Below are 16,571 nucleotides of genomic sequence, written 5' to 3' on the forward strand. Positions count from 1 at the left end.
GTCCGTTAGTAAGGCCGAGCCGCTTGAATCCTCTGCTTCATCTCGGCATGCGCCTTCAATACCTTCTCATCCGTGGACACTTCCGGCACCCCTACGTTCCACCAAGATTCATAGCCGTCGGTGTTCGTGCCCGGCAACACTTTGATCTCGACGAGAACGGGGCCTTGCTCCGCTTTCGCCCGATGAAGCGCCTGCTCCAATTGCTCCGCGTTGCCGGCAGTATAGGATGCGGCGCCCAAGCTGCGGGCATGCGCCGCGAAATCGATCGGCATGTAATTGCCGCTAAGCCGTCCGGTTTCCTTGGAGCGGAAGCGGAATTCATTGCCGAAGCCGTCGCTGCCGTGTCCCCGCTGCAGGTTATGAATGCATTGGAAGCCGTGGTTGTCGAACAATAGTATGGTCAACTTAACGCCTTCCTGAATAGCGGTCACGAGTTCCGAATGCAGCATCAGGTAACTTCCGTCCCCTAAGACCGCATAAACTTCGCGCTCCGGCTCCGCGAGCGCCACGCCGAAAGCGCCGCTGACTTCGTATCCCATGCAGGAGAAGCCATATTCCATATGATAAGTTTTCGGTTCGGTCGTCCTCCATACTCGGTGCAGGTCGCCCGGCAAGCTGCCGGCAGCCGCGACGACGACGTCCTTCGATCCGATAAATCCGTTGATGACGCCAAGCGCGCGCGTTTGCGTGAAGCCTTCCGCGCTCTCCAACGAGTAAAGACGATCGACTTCCTTGTCCCACTCCGCCTTTAGTCCCTTCACGTAACTTTCCGCGTAACCGGAACGATAACCTCGCTGCGACAGTTGTTCTTGAAGGGCGACAAGAGCCTCCTTCGCATCCGCGGTGACGAACTCCGCTTCCATCTTAACCGAATCGAACGCGCTGACGTTCAAGTTCAAGAAAGCGACATCCGGGCTGCGAAAAGCCGATTTGGAAGCAGTCGTGAAGTCGGAGTACCGCGTGCCCACGCCGATGATCAAATCCGCTTCCGCGGCAATCCGATTCGCCGCAAGCGTCCCGGTCGTGCCGACGCCGCCAAGGCTGAGCGGATGATTCCACGGCATCGCGCTTTTGCCGGCTTGCGTCTCCGCCACCGGAATATCAAAGGCTTCAGCGAACGCGAGCAATTCCTTTGTTGCTGCCGAATAATGAACGCCGCCGCCAACGATAATAAGCGGCTTCTTCTTCCGAGCAACCAAATCTGCGGCACGCCGGATCGCTTCTGGCGCGGCCGGGCGGCGGTCTAGGCGATAAACACGCTTGTCGAAGAAACTTTCCGGATAATCGTAAGCCTCCGCTTGCACGTCCTGCGGCAATGCCAGCGTTACAGCCCCGGTATCCGCAGGATCGGTTAGCACGCGCATCGCGTGAAGGAGCGATGACATCAGTTGCTCCGGACGGACGATCCGGTCCCAGAACTTGCTGACCGTCTTAAACGGATCGGTCGCCGATATCGAGTAATCGCTCGGAATTTCCAGCTGTTGGAGCACGGGATCCGGCTGGCGGGAGGCGAAATTGTCGCCTGGCAATAGCAAAACCGGTATGCGGTTAACCGTTGCGGTTGCCGCCCCGGTAATCATATTGAGCGCCCCTGGACCAATCGAGGTGGTGCATGCGAAAATTTGCCTGCGGTTTTTCTGCTTGGCGAAAGCGGTAGCCGCATGAACCATGCCTTGCTCGTTCTTGCCCTGAAGAAATATCAGCTCGCCCGATGCCCGTTCGAGAGCTTCGCCAATGCCGGTCACGTTGCCATGTCCGAAAATACCCATGACCCCCCGAACGAATTTGGTTTCTTCCCCGTCCACGGATACATACTGTTGATCCAGAAACTTCAGCAAAGCCTGTGCCATTGTCAGTCGAATGGTTTTCATTAGCAAAACCTCGGTTTACGTTAGATTTTAGATGAAACGTCATACCCCAATAAGAAGGAGGAAGCCCGCAATTCCGGACGGAGCTTGCGGGCTTCAGGTTCGTACTTTGGTTTCCTTGCCTGAAGAGACTAGACTTGGAGATGGATAATAAACGTTTTAATTTCGTAAGGCTTCAGCTCGAACGTTAAGGAAGTCGCTGCTTCTCCGATCGGTCGTTCCATGAGATTGCATTCCTGCATGGAAACAATATGCAAATCGCTGCTAAGCTCAACTGTCGAGCGAACGCCGGCGAATTCATGGACACGCAGCACAAGGCGATCTCCATCCTCCGCTTTTTTCACGGCATCCACCATCACGTTAGAGGCTGACAAGCGGAACATGGAAAACGCGCCCCGAGCGGGAGCTCCTTCGTAAGCGGTCAATGGATTGTTAAGCGACCACGCTTCCTGCACGGTGCCGCCCGCGTACCAATCCCCTTCATGCGGTAGAAGAGCGTAAACAAATGTGTGGTCTCCGATATCGGCTTCCGGATCAGGATTGATCGCGGATTTCAGCAACGACAGGCGGAGAACGTTATCCTTGATGTCATAACCGTATTTGCAATCGTTCAGCAAGCTAACGCCATATCCCCGCTCGGACAAATCGGCCCATTGGTGCCCGACCGTTTCGAAGCGCGCCCAATCCCAACTCGTATTCCAATGCGTCGGACGTTTAACGTTGCCGAACTGGATATCGTAAGTGGCTTCCGTTGAACGAACGTCTACCGGGAACGCAACTTTCAACAGCTGCTGATGCTCCTGCCAATCGATATGCGTACGGAATTCAATCCTTCTTTTCCCTGCGTAGACGACCATCTTCTGAGTGATCACGGACTTCGCGTAACGCCACTTAAATTCCACGACCGCAGCCAGAGGCCCCGCTTCTACAAGCTCCACGGAAACCAAATCGGAAATTTCCCGCATTTTTTCCTGGTAGAAAATATCGACGTCCCAAGCTTCGAAGTTAAGCGGTTTGTCCTCGAATACTTGCAGTATGTTGCCTCGGGACTGTTGCGCGAGCACGTTGCGGCGATTGTCCAGATCGTATATTCGGATCAGTTGACCGGCTTCGTTCCACTCGATCTCGTAATGAGGCGTCTTAAGCAAGCGACCTTCCAAGCGGAAAGGAATGTCGGCCGTCACGGCGGTCGGTTTCGTGGAGTCTGTCCGATAATGAATGGCCGTCATCCCTAGAGATGGTACCTTGGACGCTTCCACGAACCAACGCCCGTCGGAGTATTGAGCCGCAAGGCTATGTCCGTTCGCATCCGTCCATACGCTTCCTGCCGGTACGTTGTCTCCCGCGATTTCGAGCAAATCGGTGCGCTCCCACGGCGAGCTGTTAAGAACAGTCAACGCGCCTTCTTCTTTCTTGCTGCCAATAACGGCTGCCGCCTCATTCCATGCATCCGTGGCAATCGCCATCGCTTCCGCGTATTCTTCACGGCTGTCTTCGTATACTTCCTTAATCGAAGAACCCGGAATAATATCATGGAATTGGTTGCGCAAAATAATCGTCCAGCCTTCGTTCAGCTGCTTTTGCCGGTATTGGCCCAAGTCGCCCTTCATCACGCCAGCCAAAGAGCTCAGCCATTCCGTCTCGCGGTATAGCAGCTCAAGCTTGCGATTCATCCGTTTGTTGTAGGCCTGGCTCGTATAGGTGCCACGGTGATATTCGAGGTACAACTCGCCGTCCCACGTATGCACATATCGATCCGTCTCTTTGAACGTTTGCTGCAGCCGCTGGAAGTATTCATCCGCGCGGCCCGTCTTCACGTTCGGCAATCCGGGCATCGTATCCAGTCGGCGTCGCATCTCGAGCATTTCCCGATTGACGCCTCCCCCTCCATCTCCGTACCCATAAGAAAGGAGCAGCTCTTGGTTCACTTCTTTTTCCTGATAACCTTCCCACGCGCCTTTAACCGTTTTGGCAGAGACCAAGCCGTTGTACGTATAGAAGAAGGAATTGGCTTCTTCCCAATCATCCGGCGTCGTGATGAAGTGGGTTAACACTTCCGAACCGTCGATTCCCCGCCACTTGAAGGTGTCATGCGGCATTCTATTGAATTGATTCCAGCTGATTTTGGTGGTCATAAACGTATCGAAACCGGATTTCTGCAAAATTTGCGGAAGCGCCCAGCTGTAACCGAATACGTCGGGCAGCCACAAATACGTGCTTTCCACGTCGAACTCCTCGCGCATGAATCGGGTTCCGAACAGAAATTGCCTTACGAGCGATTCCCCGGAAGTCAGGTTGCAATCGGCTTCGAGCCACATGCCTCCGCCGATTTCCCAACGTCCTTCGCGGATGCGTTCGCGAATTTGCTCGTAAATCTCCGGGTAATCCTGCTTAATGTACGCGTACAGCTGCGGCTGCGTCTGCAAAAACACGTAGTCCGGAAAACGTTCCATCAAACGCAGGACAGTGGAGAACGAACGGGCGCTTTTCTCCCGCGTATGCTTCAGCCTCCACAGCCAAGCCACGTCGATATGGGTATGACCGATCGTTGTGACCGTAACCGTGTGATGCTTGTCGAAGTGCTTTAATTGCTCCAGCAGCAGTTCGCGGGCTTCATAAACGGAGTCGCAATAAGCTGCGGAGCCCGGCTGAGACCAATCCACCTTAAGCAGCGCGCGGTCGAGCGCTTTGACGAGACCTACGCGGTCGGGATGCCCCGCATCCAGCGCCTGAATCGTTTCCAGCACAGCACGGCCCGTGTAATAAAAATCGTCGATCCTCTCGTCCAGCCAGCACAGTTCGGCCCGGTTCACCGTATGCTTCATCTCGCGCGGCTTGCCTCCGCCGTCCAAACCGGACCATAGGCGGATGTCCATCCGCCCCGTCTCTCCGGCGGCTTCATCCGGCAGAAATACTTCCTGATGGTTGGAATCGACGCCTTGGTACGGCGAGCCATTCCAGTACAGCAACGATTCGAAGCCGTCGTTGTTGCCTCCGCCCGTCTCTCCGAAGTCGAAACGACCAAGCACGGTTTTGCCTGCCCATTCCTTCGGGATTTCGACGTTGCGGGATAACCATATATAACGGTCCCGGCCTTTCCATGTATCGCCGGTTTTTAATTCGAACGTTGGCAAAGCAGCCGGCGGCCGGGCTCCCGTAGCCCCGAGTTCGTCTTCAATGGCCGCGAAGCTTTCCAAAGGCACGGCGTCGCGATAACGAGTTTCGCTTAGCTCGTTTAGTCTTGCTTCCAGCTTCTTTTCGGTAAACAACATGAATATCCTCACCTTTTTCCCGGAGTATCAACTCAGAGCGTTTTTTCCAGCTTCAACAAATTTTCCAAACTGATCGCCAAGCTGTCCATCGGTTTGCCTGGGCAATAATCCTGTTCTACGGCAAACCATTCAACGCCGTTCTCCAATCCCCACTTTAAGATAGGGGCAAAATCGATGAGTCCGGTTCCGATTTCGGCGAAATATTGCTTGCCGTCTGCCGTCATGTCCTTCAGATGAAGAATAGGCATCCGGTTGGCGTAATTGCGGATGAAGGACAGCGGGTCATGCCCAGCCTTCAAAACCCAATAGGTGTCGATCTCCGCGTAGACAGCCGGATCTTCCAGCAAGTATTCGAGAGCGAATTTCCCATCGATCGTCGTATGGAATTCAAAGTCATGATTATGATAGCCTGCCCGGTATTCCGTACCTTTGACTTTAGCGGCAACATCGAGTAAATCTTTCCGTACGCTAGCGTACCCTTCAGGCGTCTGTAAACCATCCGGCAGCGAGTGGCAAATGAAATCTTTCGTACCGAACAGGTCGGCTTCCTCCAGCACCGCTTCCAGATCATGTTTCATTCGCTCCAAGCCAACGTGCATGCCTGCCGTTTGCATGCCGACTTCCTTCATGACCGAAGAGATCTCTCGTGCGGAATATCCGTGCAAACCATCGATTTGAACGGCTGCCCATCCCATCTTGCTAAGCTCCCTCAGCACCGCCGGGAAGTCTTTCTTGACTTCGTTTCTTAGGGTATATAGCTGAGCCGCCAATTTATGTTTAATCATTGCGCGATTCCCTCCCTTTTCAAATCCAGCCATTCGACTTCCGCGGGAGTCAGCTCCAGGTTCATCGATTGAATCGAGGAATTAAACTCCTCCGGATTGCGAGGTCCGATTATGGCGCAAGTCGGGAAAGACTGATAAAGAACGTAGGACAATGCGATTTGGATCGGCGTTACTTGCTTCTCTTCCGCCAGCTTCACGGCACGGCGGTATCTCTCCCAGTTATCATCGCTATAGTATACTCTGACCATTTCCTCGTCCGTCCGTTTGTCGGGAGCGAAGTTCCCGGAGAAAAATCCGCCCGCTTGGGCAGACCAAGCCAACAACGGCAATTGAGTCTTGGCGTGCCATTCGCAAGTTTCTTCGTCTGCCGAGATAGAACCTTCCCATCTGGCTTCAAGAGGTTTGGCCAAGCTCAGGTTCGGGCTGCTGAAGGAAAATCCCGTTAAGTTATGGGCGGCCGCGTATTCGTTCGCTTCCTGGATCCGTTTGTAGGACCAGTTAGAAGCTCCGATGGCCCGAATTTTTTTCGCTTGAAGATGTTCGTTCAGCTCTTCGATGATCGGTCCGACCGCAACAGTCGGATCGTCCCGGTGCAGCGCATAGAGATCGACATAATCGGTACCGAGCCTCTCCAGGCTCTCGGTCAAATCTTTGCGAATCGCCTGCGGATTCACGCGAGGTCCCGGACTCCCGTCATCATGGTGGGCTCCCTTCGTTAGGATAACCAATTGTTCCCGGAGCTTCGTCTCTGCCAGCCATTGGCCAAGCACGAGTTCTTTGCCCCGATATTGATGCGCGGTATCGAAGGCATTACCGCCGGCGTTAATGAAAGCATCGAGCATGATCCGCTGCGGCTCCTCTAATTTCCTGAGGTCTCCCGTACCCATGAACAACCGGGAAATCTTCTTGTCCACGCCTGGGATTTGAATATATTTCATTGTGAGTCCTCCTTGGAGTTTGCTTTATTCGTCCTCTTTAAACACCGGCATCAAGCGCAGCTCGAATTGGAATTCCTTGTCGTTAAGACGATAAGGTTCCGCAAGCTCCGGTCCGCAGGAATTCGATCCTACGCCGCTCATCCGGTAATCCAGATGGACGATCGTTTCTTTTCTTTTCACCTTTGCAAGCTCATAATTATGCGCGGCTTTCGTTAGATCTTCCGGCGCAAAGTGCGATGCATTAAAGGAGAACCCATCCGTTACGGAAAATCTAAGGCCCATTCCTAGCTCGTTGGATACGACAGCCCACTCCGTTCCGTATCTGGAGCCGTTTTCTTGCGGCATGATGTAGTTTTCGAACATTTCGTCGACCGTCGTTAAGTACCGGCCTCTTTTCACGCTTTGGCGTTTGTCGACATAGCTTTCATGAGGTCCGAAACCAAAATATTCGACCTCCTCCATTCCTTCCGGCATGGAAAGCCGTAGTCCGAAACGCGGAAGATAAGGCAGTTTCCGCCCCTCTGCGAACTTTGCGTTAACCCGCATAGTAATTTCTCCGCTGCCGTTCACGATCCAATTCGTCTCGCCGCTGAGAATATTAAACCGGCTGACCGCCCCGAGCGAAAAACGAGTTCGGATCTCGACTGAACCGTCCTCGGTCCGTTCCCACTCGCATTGGTACGTCTTCATGACCGTCCGGTCGTAACCTTCCTCCAGCCATTTTTCTTTCGCATGCATATCATTGTCCAAAGGCGCCCGCCAGATCGAGAATTTGGAAGGTGCTTCGAGCATGTCCACGCCGTGTCGCGATATCCGATGAACGGTGCCATCGCGCAAGTCGAACACGTGGCGGAAATCGAAGCCTTCTACCGTAAGCCACTGTCCCGATTGCTCGACTTCAATGGAAGATGAATGCTTATGTTTAAAGGAAGTTTCGGTTACCGTCCGTTGCTCTACACCCCATTCGAACTGTTCGAACGTAATTTCGTGTCCGGCTTCGGCCCAAACCGTCTCTTCCTTTAACCAACAGGATAAGGTAAGAACGAACCGGTCGGTTGACATCCCCGACAAATCGTAAGGAAGGGCCAAGATTTGCGAACTATGAGGCGCTGCGTCGATATTGTCCAGTTGGCCTTGACGAATGATATGTCCATCTTGTTCTAATTTCCAGAAAATCCCTACATGGGATAAATCGATAAAATCGTACAGGTTCGTCACCTTGATCGAGCCGGTTCTCAAATCTTGCTGCTCGATACGGATCGGCGCTATGACTTTCTTAAGCTCCAGTAACCCGGTATGAGGCTTGCGATCGGGTGAAATTAGTCCGTCGATGCAGAAATTCCCGTCATTGGGCTTATCCCCGAAATCGCCGCCGTAAGCATAATATGGCGTCCCGTCTTCGGTTTCCGTCTTGATCCCGTGATCGGACCATTCCCAGACGCATCCTCCCATAAGCTTCGGATAACGATAGATGACATCCCAGTAGTCCTTCAAATCACCGGGGCCGTTTCCCATCGCGTGGCTGTATTCGCACAAGAACAATGGCAATACGCGGTTTTCGTCGCGGGCGTAAGCTTCGATCTCTTTCACCGAGGTATACATCCGGCTTTCCAAATCCAAATATTCGACGTTCGGATTGCCTTCGTAATGCGGAGCGGCGCCCTCGTAATGAACGGGGATGGAGGGATCCCGCTGCTTGATCCATTCTGCCATCGCGATATGATTGAAATCGTAACCGGACTCATTTCCCAACGACCACATCACGACGCACGGATGATTTTTGTCCCGTTCCACCATTCGAGCCGCCCGTTCCACGAACGCGGCTTTCCATGATGGATCGCGAGACAGCCCATGAGCATCGCCATCCTCGGATGCGGTTCCCATGCCATGACATTCTAAATCCGCTTCATCCACGACATAGAAACCGTATTCGTTGCAGAGCTCCATGAATCGCGAGTCGTTAGGATAATGGGAAGTACGAATCGTATTGATATTATGCCTCTTCATAAGAACTAAATCTTTAACCATATGATGGATGGGGATCGTCTGTCCGAGCTCCGGATGGGAATCGTGCCGGTTGACGCCCTTCAGCTTAACCGCCTGACCGTTGATTCGGAATTCCCCTTCCGTGATTTCGACCTTCCTGAATCCGACCGGAAACTGAAGCACTTCTCCTTCCGCGCTGCGGACGTAAAGCCGGTAAAGATACGGCTTCTCTGCATTCCACATAATCGGATTCGTCAATTCAAACCGGAGAGTGCTTTTTCCGTCCACGACGACGGTTGGGGCGGAACCAACAACATTTCCTTGAGCGTCCTTCAATTCGGCGCTGATTTCGAGTTTCCCTGTCGTTTCAATCTCCGTCTCGAGCACGGCCTTGCGGAAACCATTTTCAAAAGACTGCTTATTGAACACGTCCCGGATATGCGCGGCATCGCGAGCAAGCACATAAACGTCCCGGAAAATGCCGGAATACCGCCATAGATCCTGATCTTCAAGATAGGATCCGTCACACCATTTCAGCACCATGACCGCGATACGATTTTTCCCCGACCGAAGCAGGGCAGACACATTGAATTCCGCCGGAATGCGGCTGCCTTGGCTGTAGCCTGCGAACGCTCCGTTTACCCATAAGTAGAAACAGGAGTTAACTCCTTCGAAAACGATGTACTTGTCCTTGTCCGACCATTCGTTCGCGACATTGAATTCCCGCACGTAAAGTCCAGCCGGATTGTCGTCTGGAACGAAAGGCGGGTCGCATGGAAAAGGATAGTTAATATTCGTATATTGAAGCTGATCGTAACCTTTCACCTGCCAGCACGACGGAACGATTAAATCGTCCCACCCGCTTATGTCTGCCGCTTCCTCGTAAAAGAGTTGTTCGACGTTGTTTACACCGCTATGATATTGAAATTTCCATTTTCCGTTTAGGGTTTGATAAAAAGGGGAATGTCCTCGTTTGCCGGATTTCGCCGATCGTTCATCCGCGTAGGGAATGTAATAGGCTCGGGGAGCTTGCCTGTTCACCTGAAGCACGTTTGGGTCTTCCCAATATTTTTGGATAGAAATCATGGACATCACCTTCCGAATTAAGGAATATAGTCAGTCGAAGTACCCTCTTCTCATCAAGCGATGGATTAATTCACCGAATAAGCTATTTGCCCAAGCGAACCATGGGCGCGTATATTCAGCGGGGTTATCCGGGTTGAACCCTTCGTGCATATATCCCGTATCCGCGTCGGTTTCCATCAGCATTTTCAGAACTTCATGTACTTCGGCCTCATCCTTAGAAGTGAGCGCCTGCATCGCCAAGCTAATCGGCCATATATAGCCAGCGGGCGTATGCGGACTTCCGATTCCTCTAGCATAATTACCCTCGTAGTAATAGGGATTATCGCTGCTTAATACAAAGTTGCGCGTATTGCGGTAAATCGGATCTTCAAAGGACGAGTAACCTAGGTAAGGAATGGACAGCAAACTCGGTACGTTGGCGTCATCCATCAGATTGTAATTGCCGAATCCGTCCGTTTCGTATGCATAGATTTTCCCGTATTTCGGATGAAGATAGGTTCCGTAAGCTTGGATGCCGAAATCGATCTCCTCGCGAAGCTCGGCCGCAAGCCGGACGACTTCCTCGTCGTTCCACACCGCGCTCGCTATCTCTTCGATATAACGAAGCGCCACGACAGCGAACATATTGGCGGGAATCAAGTAACCGAACGTGCAGGCATCGTCGCTAGGCCGAAATCCGGACCACGTCATTCCGGTATAATTAACGGGCATGCCCATGCGGTTATTGCGCAGCGTATCGCTCGGCGGGCAATCGATGCGGGCGAACCGGTATGGGGATTGTTCCGCATGCCTTTGTTCCGTCTTCCAAAGGGCAATAATCGTATGGACGGCGGAACGGAAAGATTCATCGAACACATGCGTCAGCCCGGTTGCCTTCCAATACAAGTAGGCCAATTGTATCGGATAACAAAGCGAATCGATCTCGTATTTCCGTTCCCACACCCACGGGTCCAGTTCGGTTAAATCTTGATCGTACCGGTTATCGTTCGCTTCCTCGTTAAACGCGTTCGCATAGGGATCGAGTTGAATATAATTCATTTGCCTGCGAATCAAGCCCGCTAACAAAACCTGCAATTGTTTATCTTCGGCCGCGAGCGGCAAGTAATGTCTAACCTGCGCGCTGGAATCCCTCAGCCACATAGCAGGAATGTCTCCGGTAATTACGAATACCGTTTCATCGGCGAGCCATTTCGTTGTCGTCTCAAGCGTATTCGGATAACAATTCTTGAACATGCGAAGCAGTTTCGGATACGCCGCAAGCTTGGTCTCCGACTGCTCCAGATAAGCAACTACGGAATCAGGCAATGCCATCTCGTCTAACCTTCCTTCTCTTAAGTGATTGCTGGCTCTTCCTCGCGTTTATGGATAAAGTCCTTCAGTCCCTCAAGATCTGGGGTGCCCGTGCTTCCGCCATAGGCGCTGACCGAAAGAGCTCCGCAAGCATTTCCGTACCGCAAGCTGGTATCCGCATCCTTGCCGGACAAAAAGCCGAATAAATATCCGGCATTAAAGGAATCGCCTGCACCAGTCGTATCAACGGCTTCAACCAGATAACCAGCACGACGGGAAAGCACGCCGTCCTTCATCGCAATGGCTCCTTTCGACCCTAGCTTTACCACGACATGGCTGCAATACTCCGCCATGTGCCGAAGGCTGTCTTCTATGCTCTCGAGACCGGTATAATGAAGAGCCTCGGTCTCATTCATAAGGAAGACGTCGAAATACCGCATCAATTCGAATACGCCATTGTCCCACTCCCCGGAATCATCCCAGCCTACGTCGCAGGATAAGGTTACACCCTTCTCTTTCAAGGCTTTGGCCAATGCCATATACTGGTCATGATTTCGCCTTCCTTTGTACCCGGTCACGTGGACGTGCCTGCCTTGAGCGATTTGGTTCAAATCCAGCTTTTCCACTTGAAGCTCCGCATTCGATCCCGCATAAGTAATAAAGGACCGGTCGGTATCGGGATTAAATGCAATCGAAATTCCCGTATTATGAATTCGACTCGTTTGTATCATCCTGGTATCGATACCATATTGAGCAAAGCTTTCCCGTATATAGCGGGCATAACCGTCATCCCCAAGAACTCCGTTAAAAGCGACATGAAGGCCAAGCTTGGCAAGCGAGACCGAAAATAATGCCGCTCCCCCGCCTACGTGCATCATCATATTATCCACAAATACTTCCTGTCCGGGCTGAGGAATTTCATTGCATCCCACCACTACAAGATCGATATTGACGTCTCCGATGACCACCGCATCAAACATTTTCAACTTCTTCTCCCTCTTCCAGTCGCTTTATGATTAAGCTTCTGTGCTGCTATTCACATAACTCTTGCAGCTGTCGCGAATGACCAACTTATGCTTTAGAATAACGTCTTTCTTAGGTGCGCCTTCGTTCCCCGAAATCAAAGCGAGCAGCGCGTCGACCGTTACGATTCCCATTTCAAGAATAGGCTGTTCCATGGAGGACAAGCGCGGACGAACCTGTTCCGTCAGTTGGCTTCCGTCGAATCCGATTACGGATAGATCGTCGGGAACTCGAAGTCCATCGTCATGGATACAATTCATGGCCCCTACCGCCATGTCATCGCTGACCGCGAAAACCGCAGTAGGAACAACATCGCCAGCCAACATTTCTTTCATGATTTCGTAACCGCTTTGCGTTTTATAATCACCGAACCGGATGTAATCTCCAATGGCTTCGATGGCGCAATCTGCAAGCGCCTGTTTATAACCGGCAAACCTGTTTTGCCCCGAAGTTACGTCCCTCATATCTCCGCCGATAAATCCGATTCGCGAATGTCCGAGCCCGATCAAATAACGCGTGGCATCGTAAGCTGCCGCATAATCGTCTATGATGACGGAAACGAATTTCTGTTCCACGGGTTTAACGCTTGAGAAGATGATCGGGATATCCAGCTTATGGATCAATTCGCGAATTTCGGTATTTAATTTCTCGTGCATAATAATAATGCCGTCTACGCGCATCTGTTTGAATATTTGCAAATATTTAAGCTCTTTATCGTTGTCCTCGATAATGTTGCAGACCATAAGATTATACTCGTTGATGCTTGCGGTTTTTTCGATCGTACTTAGGATGGTGGAATAGAAACTTGAAGTGACGTCGGGCACGATTACGCCGATCAAATTCGTTTTTTTCCGTACAAGGCTTCTCGCGATATGACTGGGTGAATAGCCAAGCTCGTCTATCGCCCGTTGAACCCTCGCTTTCAGATCGTCCTTTACGTATTTCTCGCCATTCAGCACCCTTGATACCGTCGTTACGGAAACGCCGGCTTTCTTGGCGACATCCTTAATTTTCGGCGCCATGCCGTCACCCTGCCCTCCGCAAAACTAAACGCCATCCGCATGTCGATCTCTTAGCTTTTAACCGCGCCTTCCATGATACCGGCAATAAACTGCCGACTCACTACGAGGAAAAACACAATCAATGGCAGGGTTGCCATCAGCGTTCCTGTCATAACCATGGAATAATCGGCGGTATGAACCGATTTTAATTGCTGCAACGCCAGCATTAACGTGAATTTAGACGTATCCGTCAAGACGATTAACGGCCACAAGTAATCTTCCCATACGCCCATGAAAGTCGTGATGGCAAGAAAAGCAAGCGCTGGCCTTAAAATCGGTAAAGCGATGCGCCAATACAATCCGAATTTATTGCAGCCGTCTATACGTGCGGCTTCGAGCAAATCATCATGAATGGCCAGCGCATATTGCCTGATCCAGAAAATTCCGAACGCGCTTGCCATACTCGGTACGATTAGAGCCTTATAACTTCCGAGCCATCCGAATTCCTTGATAATGATGAATTGCGGAACGAGCAGCATTTGCGCGGGAATCATCATCGTAGCGATCATTAAATAGAAAAGCACCTTGGATCCGGGAAATTTAAATTTAGAAAAAGTAAATCCCGTCAACGAGTTGAAAAACAACTGAAGAAAGGTGCTAAGCACGGCAATAAACAAGGTGTTGGTTAGCGCGCGAATAAAGTTGATATTATCCATTACATGATTGTAGTTCGTCACTAAATAATTACCGAACGTAAGCTTCGGCGGAAAAGCAAAGATCGCGCTCGTTTCGTTCGTGGACATAACCACAAGCCAATAAAACGGGAATATCGACAATATAACACCGATTAACAAAAAAGTATGCACGAATATCTTTTTTGCAGTCATCTTTTATGCTCCTTTAATATCAATCGTCCGACTTGTTGAACAATTTCCAATTCAGTAAGGATATGATTCCGATGATGACAAACAACACCCACGATACCGCGGCCGCATAACCGTAATTCTGGTAAATGAATCCTTCTCTATACATGTAGAGAACGATCGTATCGGATCCGGGATATGGCGATTGGTTTCCGGCCAGCACTTGCGGTTCCGTGAAGATTTGGAATCCTCCGATCGTCGACATCATTACGGAGAACAAGATGATCGGCCTCAGCATCGGTATCGTTATTTTGGTGAATGTTTGAAGCATCGTTGCGCCATCCAGATCCGCCGCTTCATACAAGTCTTTAGGGATTCTCTGTAAACCGGACAAATAAATGATGGCATTGTATCCCAAATATCTCCATGCGATCATGGCCGCGATTACGACCCTGACTCCGGTGCTTGAATTAAACCAAGCGATTTTATCCAACCCGATCTTTTCGAGAAAAAAGTTAATCAGCCCGTACTCGTTGCCGAACATGGACTGAAATATAATGACAACGGCAACCATGGCCGTAATATTCGGAAGAAAGTAAGTAATTCTGAAAAAACCTTTGAATTTGACGATCGACATATTGATGACAAACGCGACGATCAATGCCATTACAAGCATCGGACCATTGCTTAATAACCAAATGGCTACATTGTTGACTATTACTTGCCAAAAGCTCGGATCTTTGAACATATACTTAAAGTTGTTGAATCCTACGGACGTCATTTCCCCGATCCCATCCCATTTATGCACGGAAAGATAGATCGAGAAGAAAATCGGAAACACGGAAAAGATCAGGAACAAAATATAAAATGGAGAAATAAACAGATAAAGCGTCCTGCTTTTATAAATTTCTTTTAAAAGGCCTCCCATATTACTCCTCCGCTAATTGGATAAGGCGGGGCTCGTCTTGCCTCCCCACCCTATCCATTATTTAACTTCTAGACTTTGGTAACTTAGCGCGAAAGCTGGCGTTTGATTTTTTCTTGCGCGTCCGCCCATGCTTTCTCAGGATCTTTCTTCTGCGTATCGACCGTACCGAGCGCTTCGACGAGAACCGTTAGCACCATGTCGTCTCTCGAATCCGTGTGAGCGACTTTAACGTCTTTCGCCGCATCCGCGAATACCGGGCTCAGGTCTTGGTTACCGAAAAATTCGTTTTTATTGACCATTTCAGGACTAGAGTAAATTTCCGGAGTGGATGGGTAGTTTCCGAATTCTTTGTAATCGATGACCAGGTTCTCTGGACTCACGAGGAATTTGATGACCTCATAAGCTTCTTTCGGAGCTTTCGTTGATTTCAAGACGCCGAAGAAGGAGCCTCCTTGGTTGCCGACGCCGCCCGGCGGATAAGCGATATGCCATTTGCCTTTCGTACTTGGAGCTGCGCCGATGACGTCTCCGACAGCCCAAGATGCTCCTGTAAAGGACGATACTTTGCCGTTGTTGATCGCAGCGTTTTTCTCGGCATCATTGGAGAACGGGAACGTTACACCTGCTTTATAAGCTTTTACGGATGCATCCCAAGCTTTTTTGACATGTTCTTTGTCGCCGATGTAGTTGCCGTTCAGATCAAAATTGCCTTCGCTGTTCTGTCCGATTAGGCTCCGGAAAAAATCCACGATCGTTCCGGATTGCGACCCCGTCTTGTCCTTCACTTGCTTCAGAAGATTGAGGTAATCGTCCCAAGTTTTGACTTTGTTTTTGATGTCTTCGGGCGTGCTTGGCACCCCTGCTTTTTCGAACAAGTCCGTACGGTAATACAGCACGACCGGCGCGACATCGATCGGCAAGCCGATCAAATCCTTATCGTCCGGAGTCGCGGCCATCTTCCACTTCCAATCCAAGTACTTCGGCTGGATATCACGCGCTCCTTGGTCGTACAAGTTGACGAATTTCTCTTTGTAAGTGAGCATCGAGGATACCCAGCTATCCATGGCTACGATGTCGGGCCCTTTGCCGCCGCCCGCGATTGTCGTTTTCAATTTAGTCAAATAATCATTACCCGAAGGCAACTTCTCTGCTTGCAAATCAACGTTCGGGAACTTCGCTTTGGCGGCTTCGATCGTTGAATCGGAAACCGCGCCGTTCCAGTACCATAGCTTTAAGGTTACTTTACCGGTCGCAGCGCTTTCACTGGCACCGGCATTGTTTGTTTTACTGGAGCCGCAAGCTGACACGACAAGAATTAAGCATAAGACTAGAAGCGCACCGGATAAGGCTTTGAATTTCATTTGTTGTACCCCCGATTGTTTAAATTGTGTGAGTAAAAGTTTCCTTCGACAAATCGTGCTTTTTTAAGCATTCCCAATTCAACCAAGTCCTCTTCTTCCAAATAAAAACGGCTTCAGACACCATCCCTTCTGTCGGACTTTTAGCTTGGAAATATTTCTGGTACCGATAC

At 50.7% G+C, this 16,571-nt stretch carries 11 protein-coding genes; all 11 read right to left on the bottom strand.

From position 1 onward, the window contains the following. Positions 1-5 precede the first annotated feature (5 nt). A complete protein-coding gene (gene iolD / locus K7P76_RS13430; RefSeq protein ID WP_232185812.1) occupies positions 6-1,871 on the bottom strand; it encodes a 3D-(3,5/4)-trihydroxycyclohexane-1,2-dione acylhydrolase (decyclizing) in 1,866 nt (621 codons plus the stop codon). Between the two features lie 128 nt (positions 1,872-1,999). Next, positions 2,000-5,140 carry an alpha-mannosidase gene (locus K7P76_RS13435; protein WP_232185813.1) on the bottom strand — a complete coding sequence of 1,047 codons (3,141 nt, stop codon included), beginning with the start codon at positions 5,138-5,140 and terminating at the stop codon, positions 2,000-2,002. Positions 5,141-5,172: 32 nt separating this feature from the next. Continuing rightward, complete coding sequence (locus tag K7P76_RS13440; protein ID WP_232185814.1) at positions 5,173-5,925, bottom strand: sugar phosphate isomerase/epimerase family protein; 753 nt, start codon at positions 5,923-5,925, stop codon at positions 5,173-5,175. Further along, the gene (locus tag K7P76_RS13445; RefSeq protein WP_232185815.1) at positions 5,922-6,863 is read right to left on the bottom strand and encodes an aldo/keto reductase; all 942 of its coding nucleotides are present in this window, start codon (positions 6,861-6,863) and stop codon (positions 5,922-5,924) included. Before K7P76_RS13445 ends, K7P76_RS13440 begins: the two co-directional genes overlap by 4 nt. A 24-nt stretch (positions 6,864-6,887) precedes the next feature. After that, positions 6,888-9,935 (bottom strand): glycoside hydrolase family 2 TIM barrel-domain containing protein, encoded by a 3,048-nt coding sequence (locus K7P76_RS13450; RefSeq protein WP_232185816.1) that lies wholly within the window; start codon positions 9,933-9,935, stop codon positions 6,888-6,890. 30 nt (positions 9,936-9,965) lie between these two features. Then, a complete protein-coding gene (locus tag K7P76_RS13455) occupies positions 9,966-11,246 on the bottom strand; it encodes a glycoside hydrolase family 125 protein (RefSeq protein ID WP_232185817.1) in 1,281 nt (426 codons plus the stop codon). 20 nt (positions 11,247-11,266) lie between these two features. Further along, on the bottom strand, positions 11,267-12,205 hold the full coding sequence (locus K7P76_RS13460) for a carbohydrate kinase family protein (protein WP_232185967.1): 939 nt from the start codon (positions 12,203-12,205) through the stop codon (positions 11,267-11,269). Positions 12,206-12,241: 36 nt separating this feature from the next. Further along, entirely contained in the window at positions 12,242-13,270 is a 1,029-nt protein-coding gene (locus tag K7P76_RS13465) for a LacI family DNA-binding transcriptional regulator (RefSeq protein WP_232185818.1), read from the bottom strand. 50 nt (positions 13,271-13,320) lie between these two features. After that, positions 13,321-14,136 (bottom strand): carbohydrate ABC transporter permease, encoded by an 816-nt coding sequence (locus K7P76_RS13470; protein WP_232185819.1) that lies wholly within the window; start codon positions 14,134-14,136, stop codon positions 13,321-13,323. 19 nt (positions 14,137-14,155) lie between these two features. Then, entirely contained in the window at positions 14,156-15,040 is an 885-nt protein-coding gene (locus tag K7P76_RS13475; RefSeq protein ID WP_232185820.1) for a carbohydrate ABC transporter permease, read from the bottom strand. Between the two features lie 83 nt (positions 15,041-15,123). Further along, positions 15,124-16,401 (bottom strand): ABC transporter substrate-binding protein, encoded by a 1,278-nt coding sequence (locus K7P76_RS13480; RefSeq protein WP_232185821.1) that lies wholly within the window; start codon positions 16,399-16,401, stop codon positions 15,124-15,126. Between the last annotated feature and the right edge of the window lie 170 nt (positions 16,402-16,571).

The organism is Cohnella silvisoli (assembly GCF_021190915.1).
GTDB lineage: Bacteria > Bacillota > Bacilli > Paenibacillales > Paenibacillaceae > Cohnella > Cohnella silvisoli.

What these genes read in the sequence shown, in the direction of transcription:
- iolD (WP_232185812.1), bottom strand. Translation starts at nt 1,871, where the DNA reads ATGAAAACCATTCGACTGACAATGGCACAGGCTTTGCTGAAGTTTCTG.
- K7P76_RS13435 (WP_232185813.1), bottom strand. Translation starts at nt 5,140, where the DNA reads ATGTTGTTTACCGAAAAGAAGCTGGAAGCAAGACTAAACGAGCTAAGC.
- K7P76_RS13440 (WP_232185814.1), bottom strand. Translation starts at nt 5,925, where the DNA reads ATGATTAAACATAAATTGGCGGCTCAGCTATATACCCTAAGAAACGAA.
- K7P76_RS13445 (WP_232185815.1), bottom strand. Translation starts at nt 6,863, where the DNA reads ATGAAATATATTCAAATCCCAGGCGTGGACAAGAAGATTTCCCGGTTG.
- K7P76_RS13450 (WP_232185816.1), bottom strand. Translation starts at nt 9,935, where the DNA reads ATGATTTCTATCCAAAAATATTGGGAAGACCCAAACGTGCTTCAGGTG.
- K7P76_RS13455 (WP_232185817.1), bottom strand. Translation starts at nt 11,246, where the DNA reads ATGGCATTGCCTGATTCCGTAGTTGCTTATCTGGAGCAGTCGGAGACC.
- K7P76_RS13460 (WP_232185967.1), bottom strand. Translation starts at nt 12,205, where the DNA reads ATGTTTGATGCGGTGGTCATCGGAGACGTCAATATCGATCTTGTAGTG.
- K7P76_RS13465 (WP_232185818.1), bottom strand. Translation starts at nt 13,270, where the DNA reads ATGGCGCCGAAAATTAAGGATGTCGCCAAGAAAGCCGGCGTTTCCGTA.
- K7P76_RS13470 (WP_232185819.1), bottom strand. Translation starts at nt 14,136, where the DNA reads ATGACTGCAAAAAAGATATTCGTGCATACTTTTTTGTTAATCGGTGTT.
- K7P76_RS13475 (WP_232185820.1), bottom strand. Translation starts at nt 15,040, where the DNA reads ATGGGAGGCCTTTTAAAAGAAATTTATAAAAGCAGGACGCTTTATCTG.
- K7P76_RS13480 (WP_232185821.1), bottom strand. Translation starts at nt 16,401, where the DNA reads ATGAAATTCAAAGCCTTATCCGGTGCGCTTCTAGTCTTATGCTTAATT.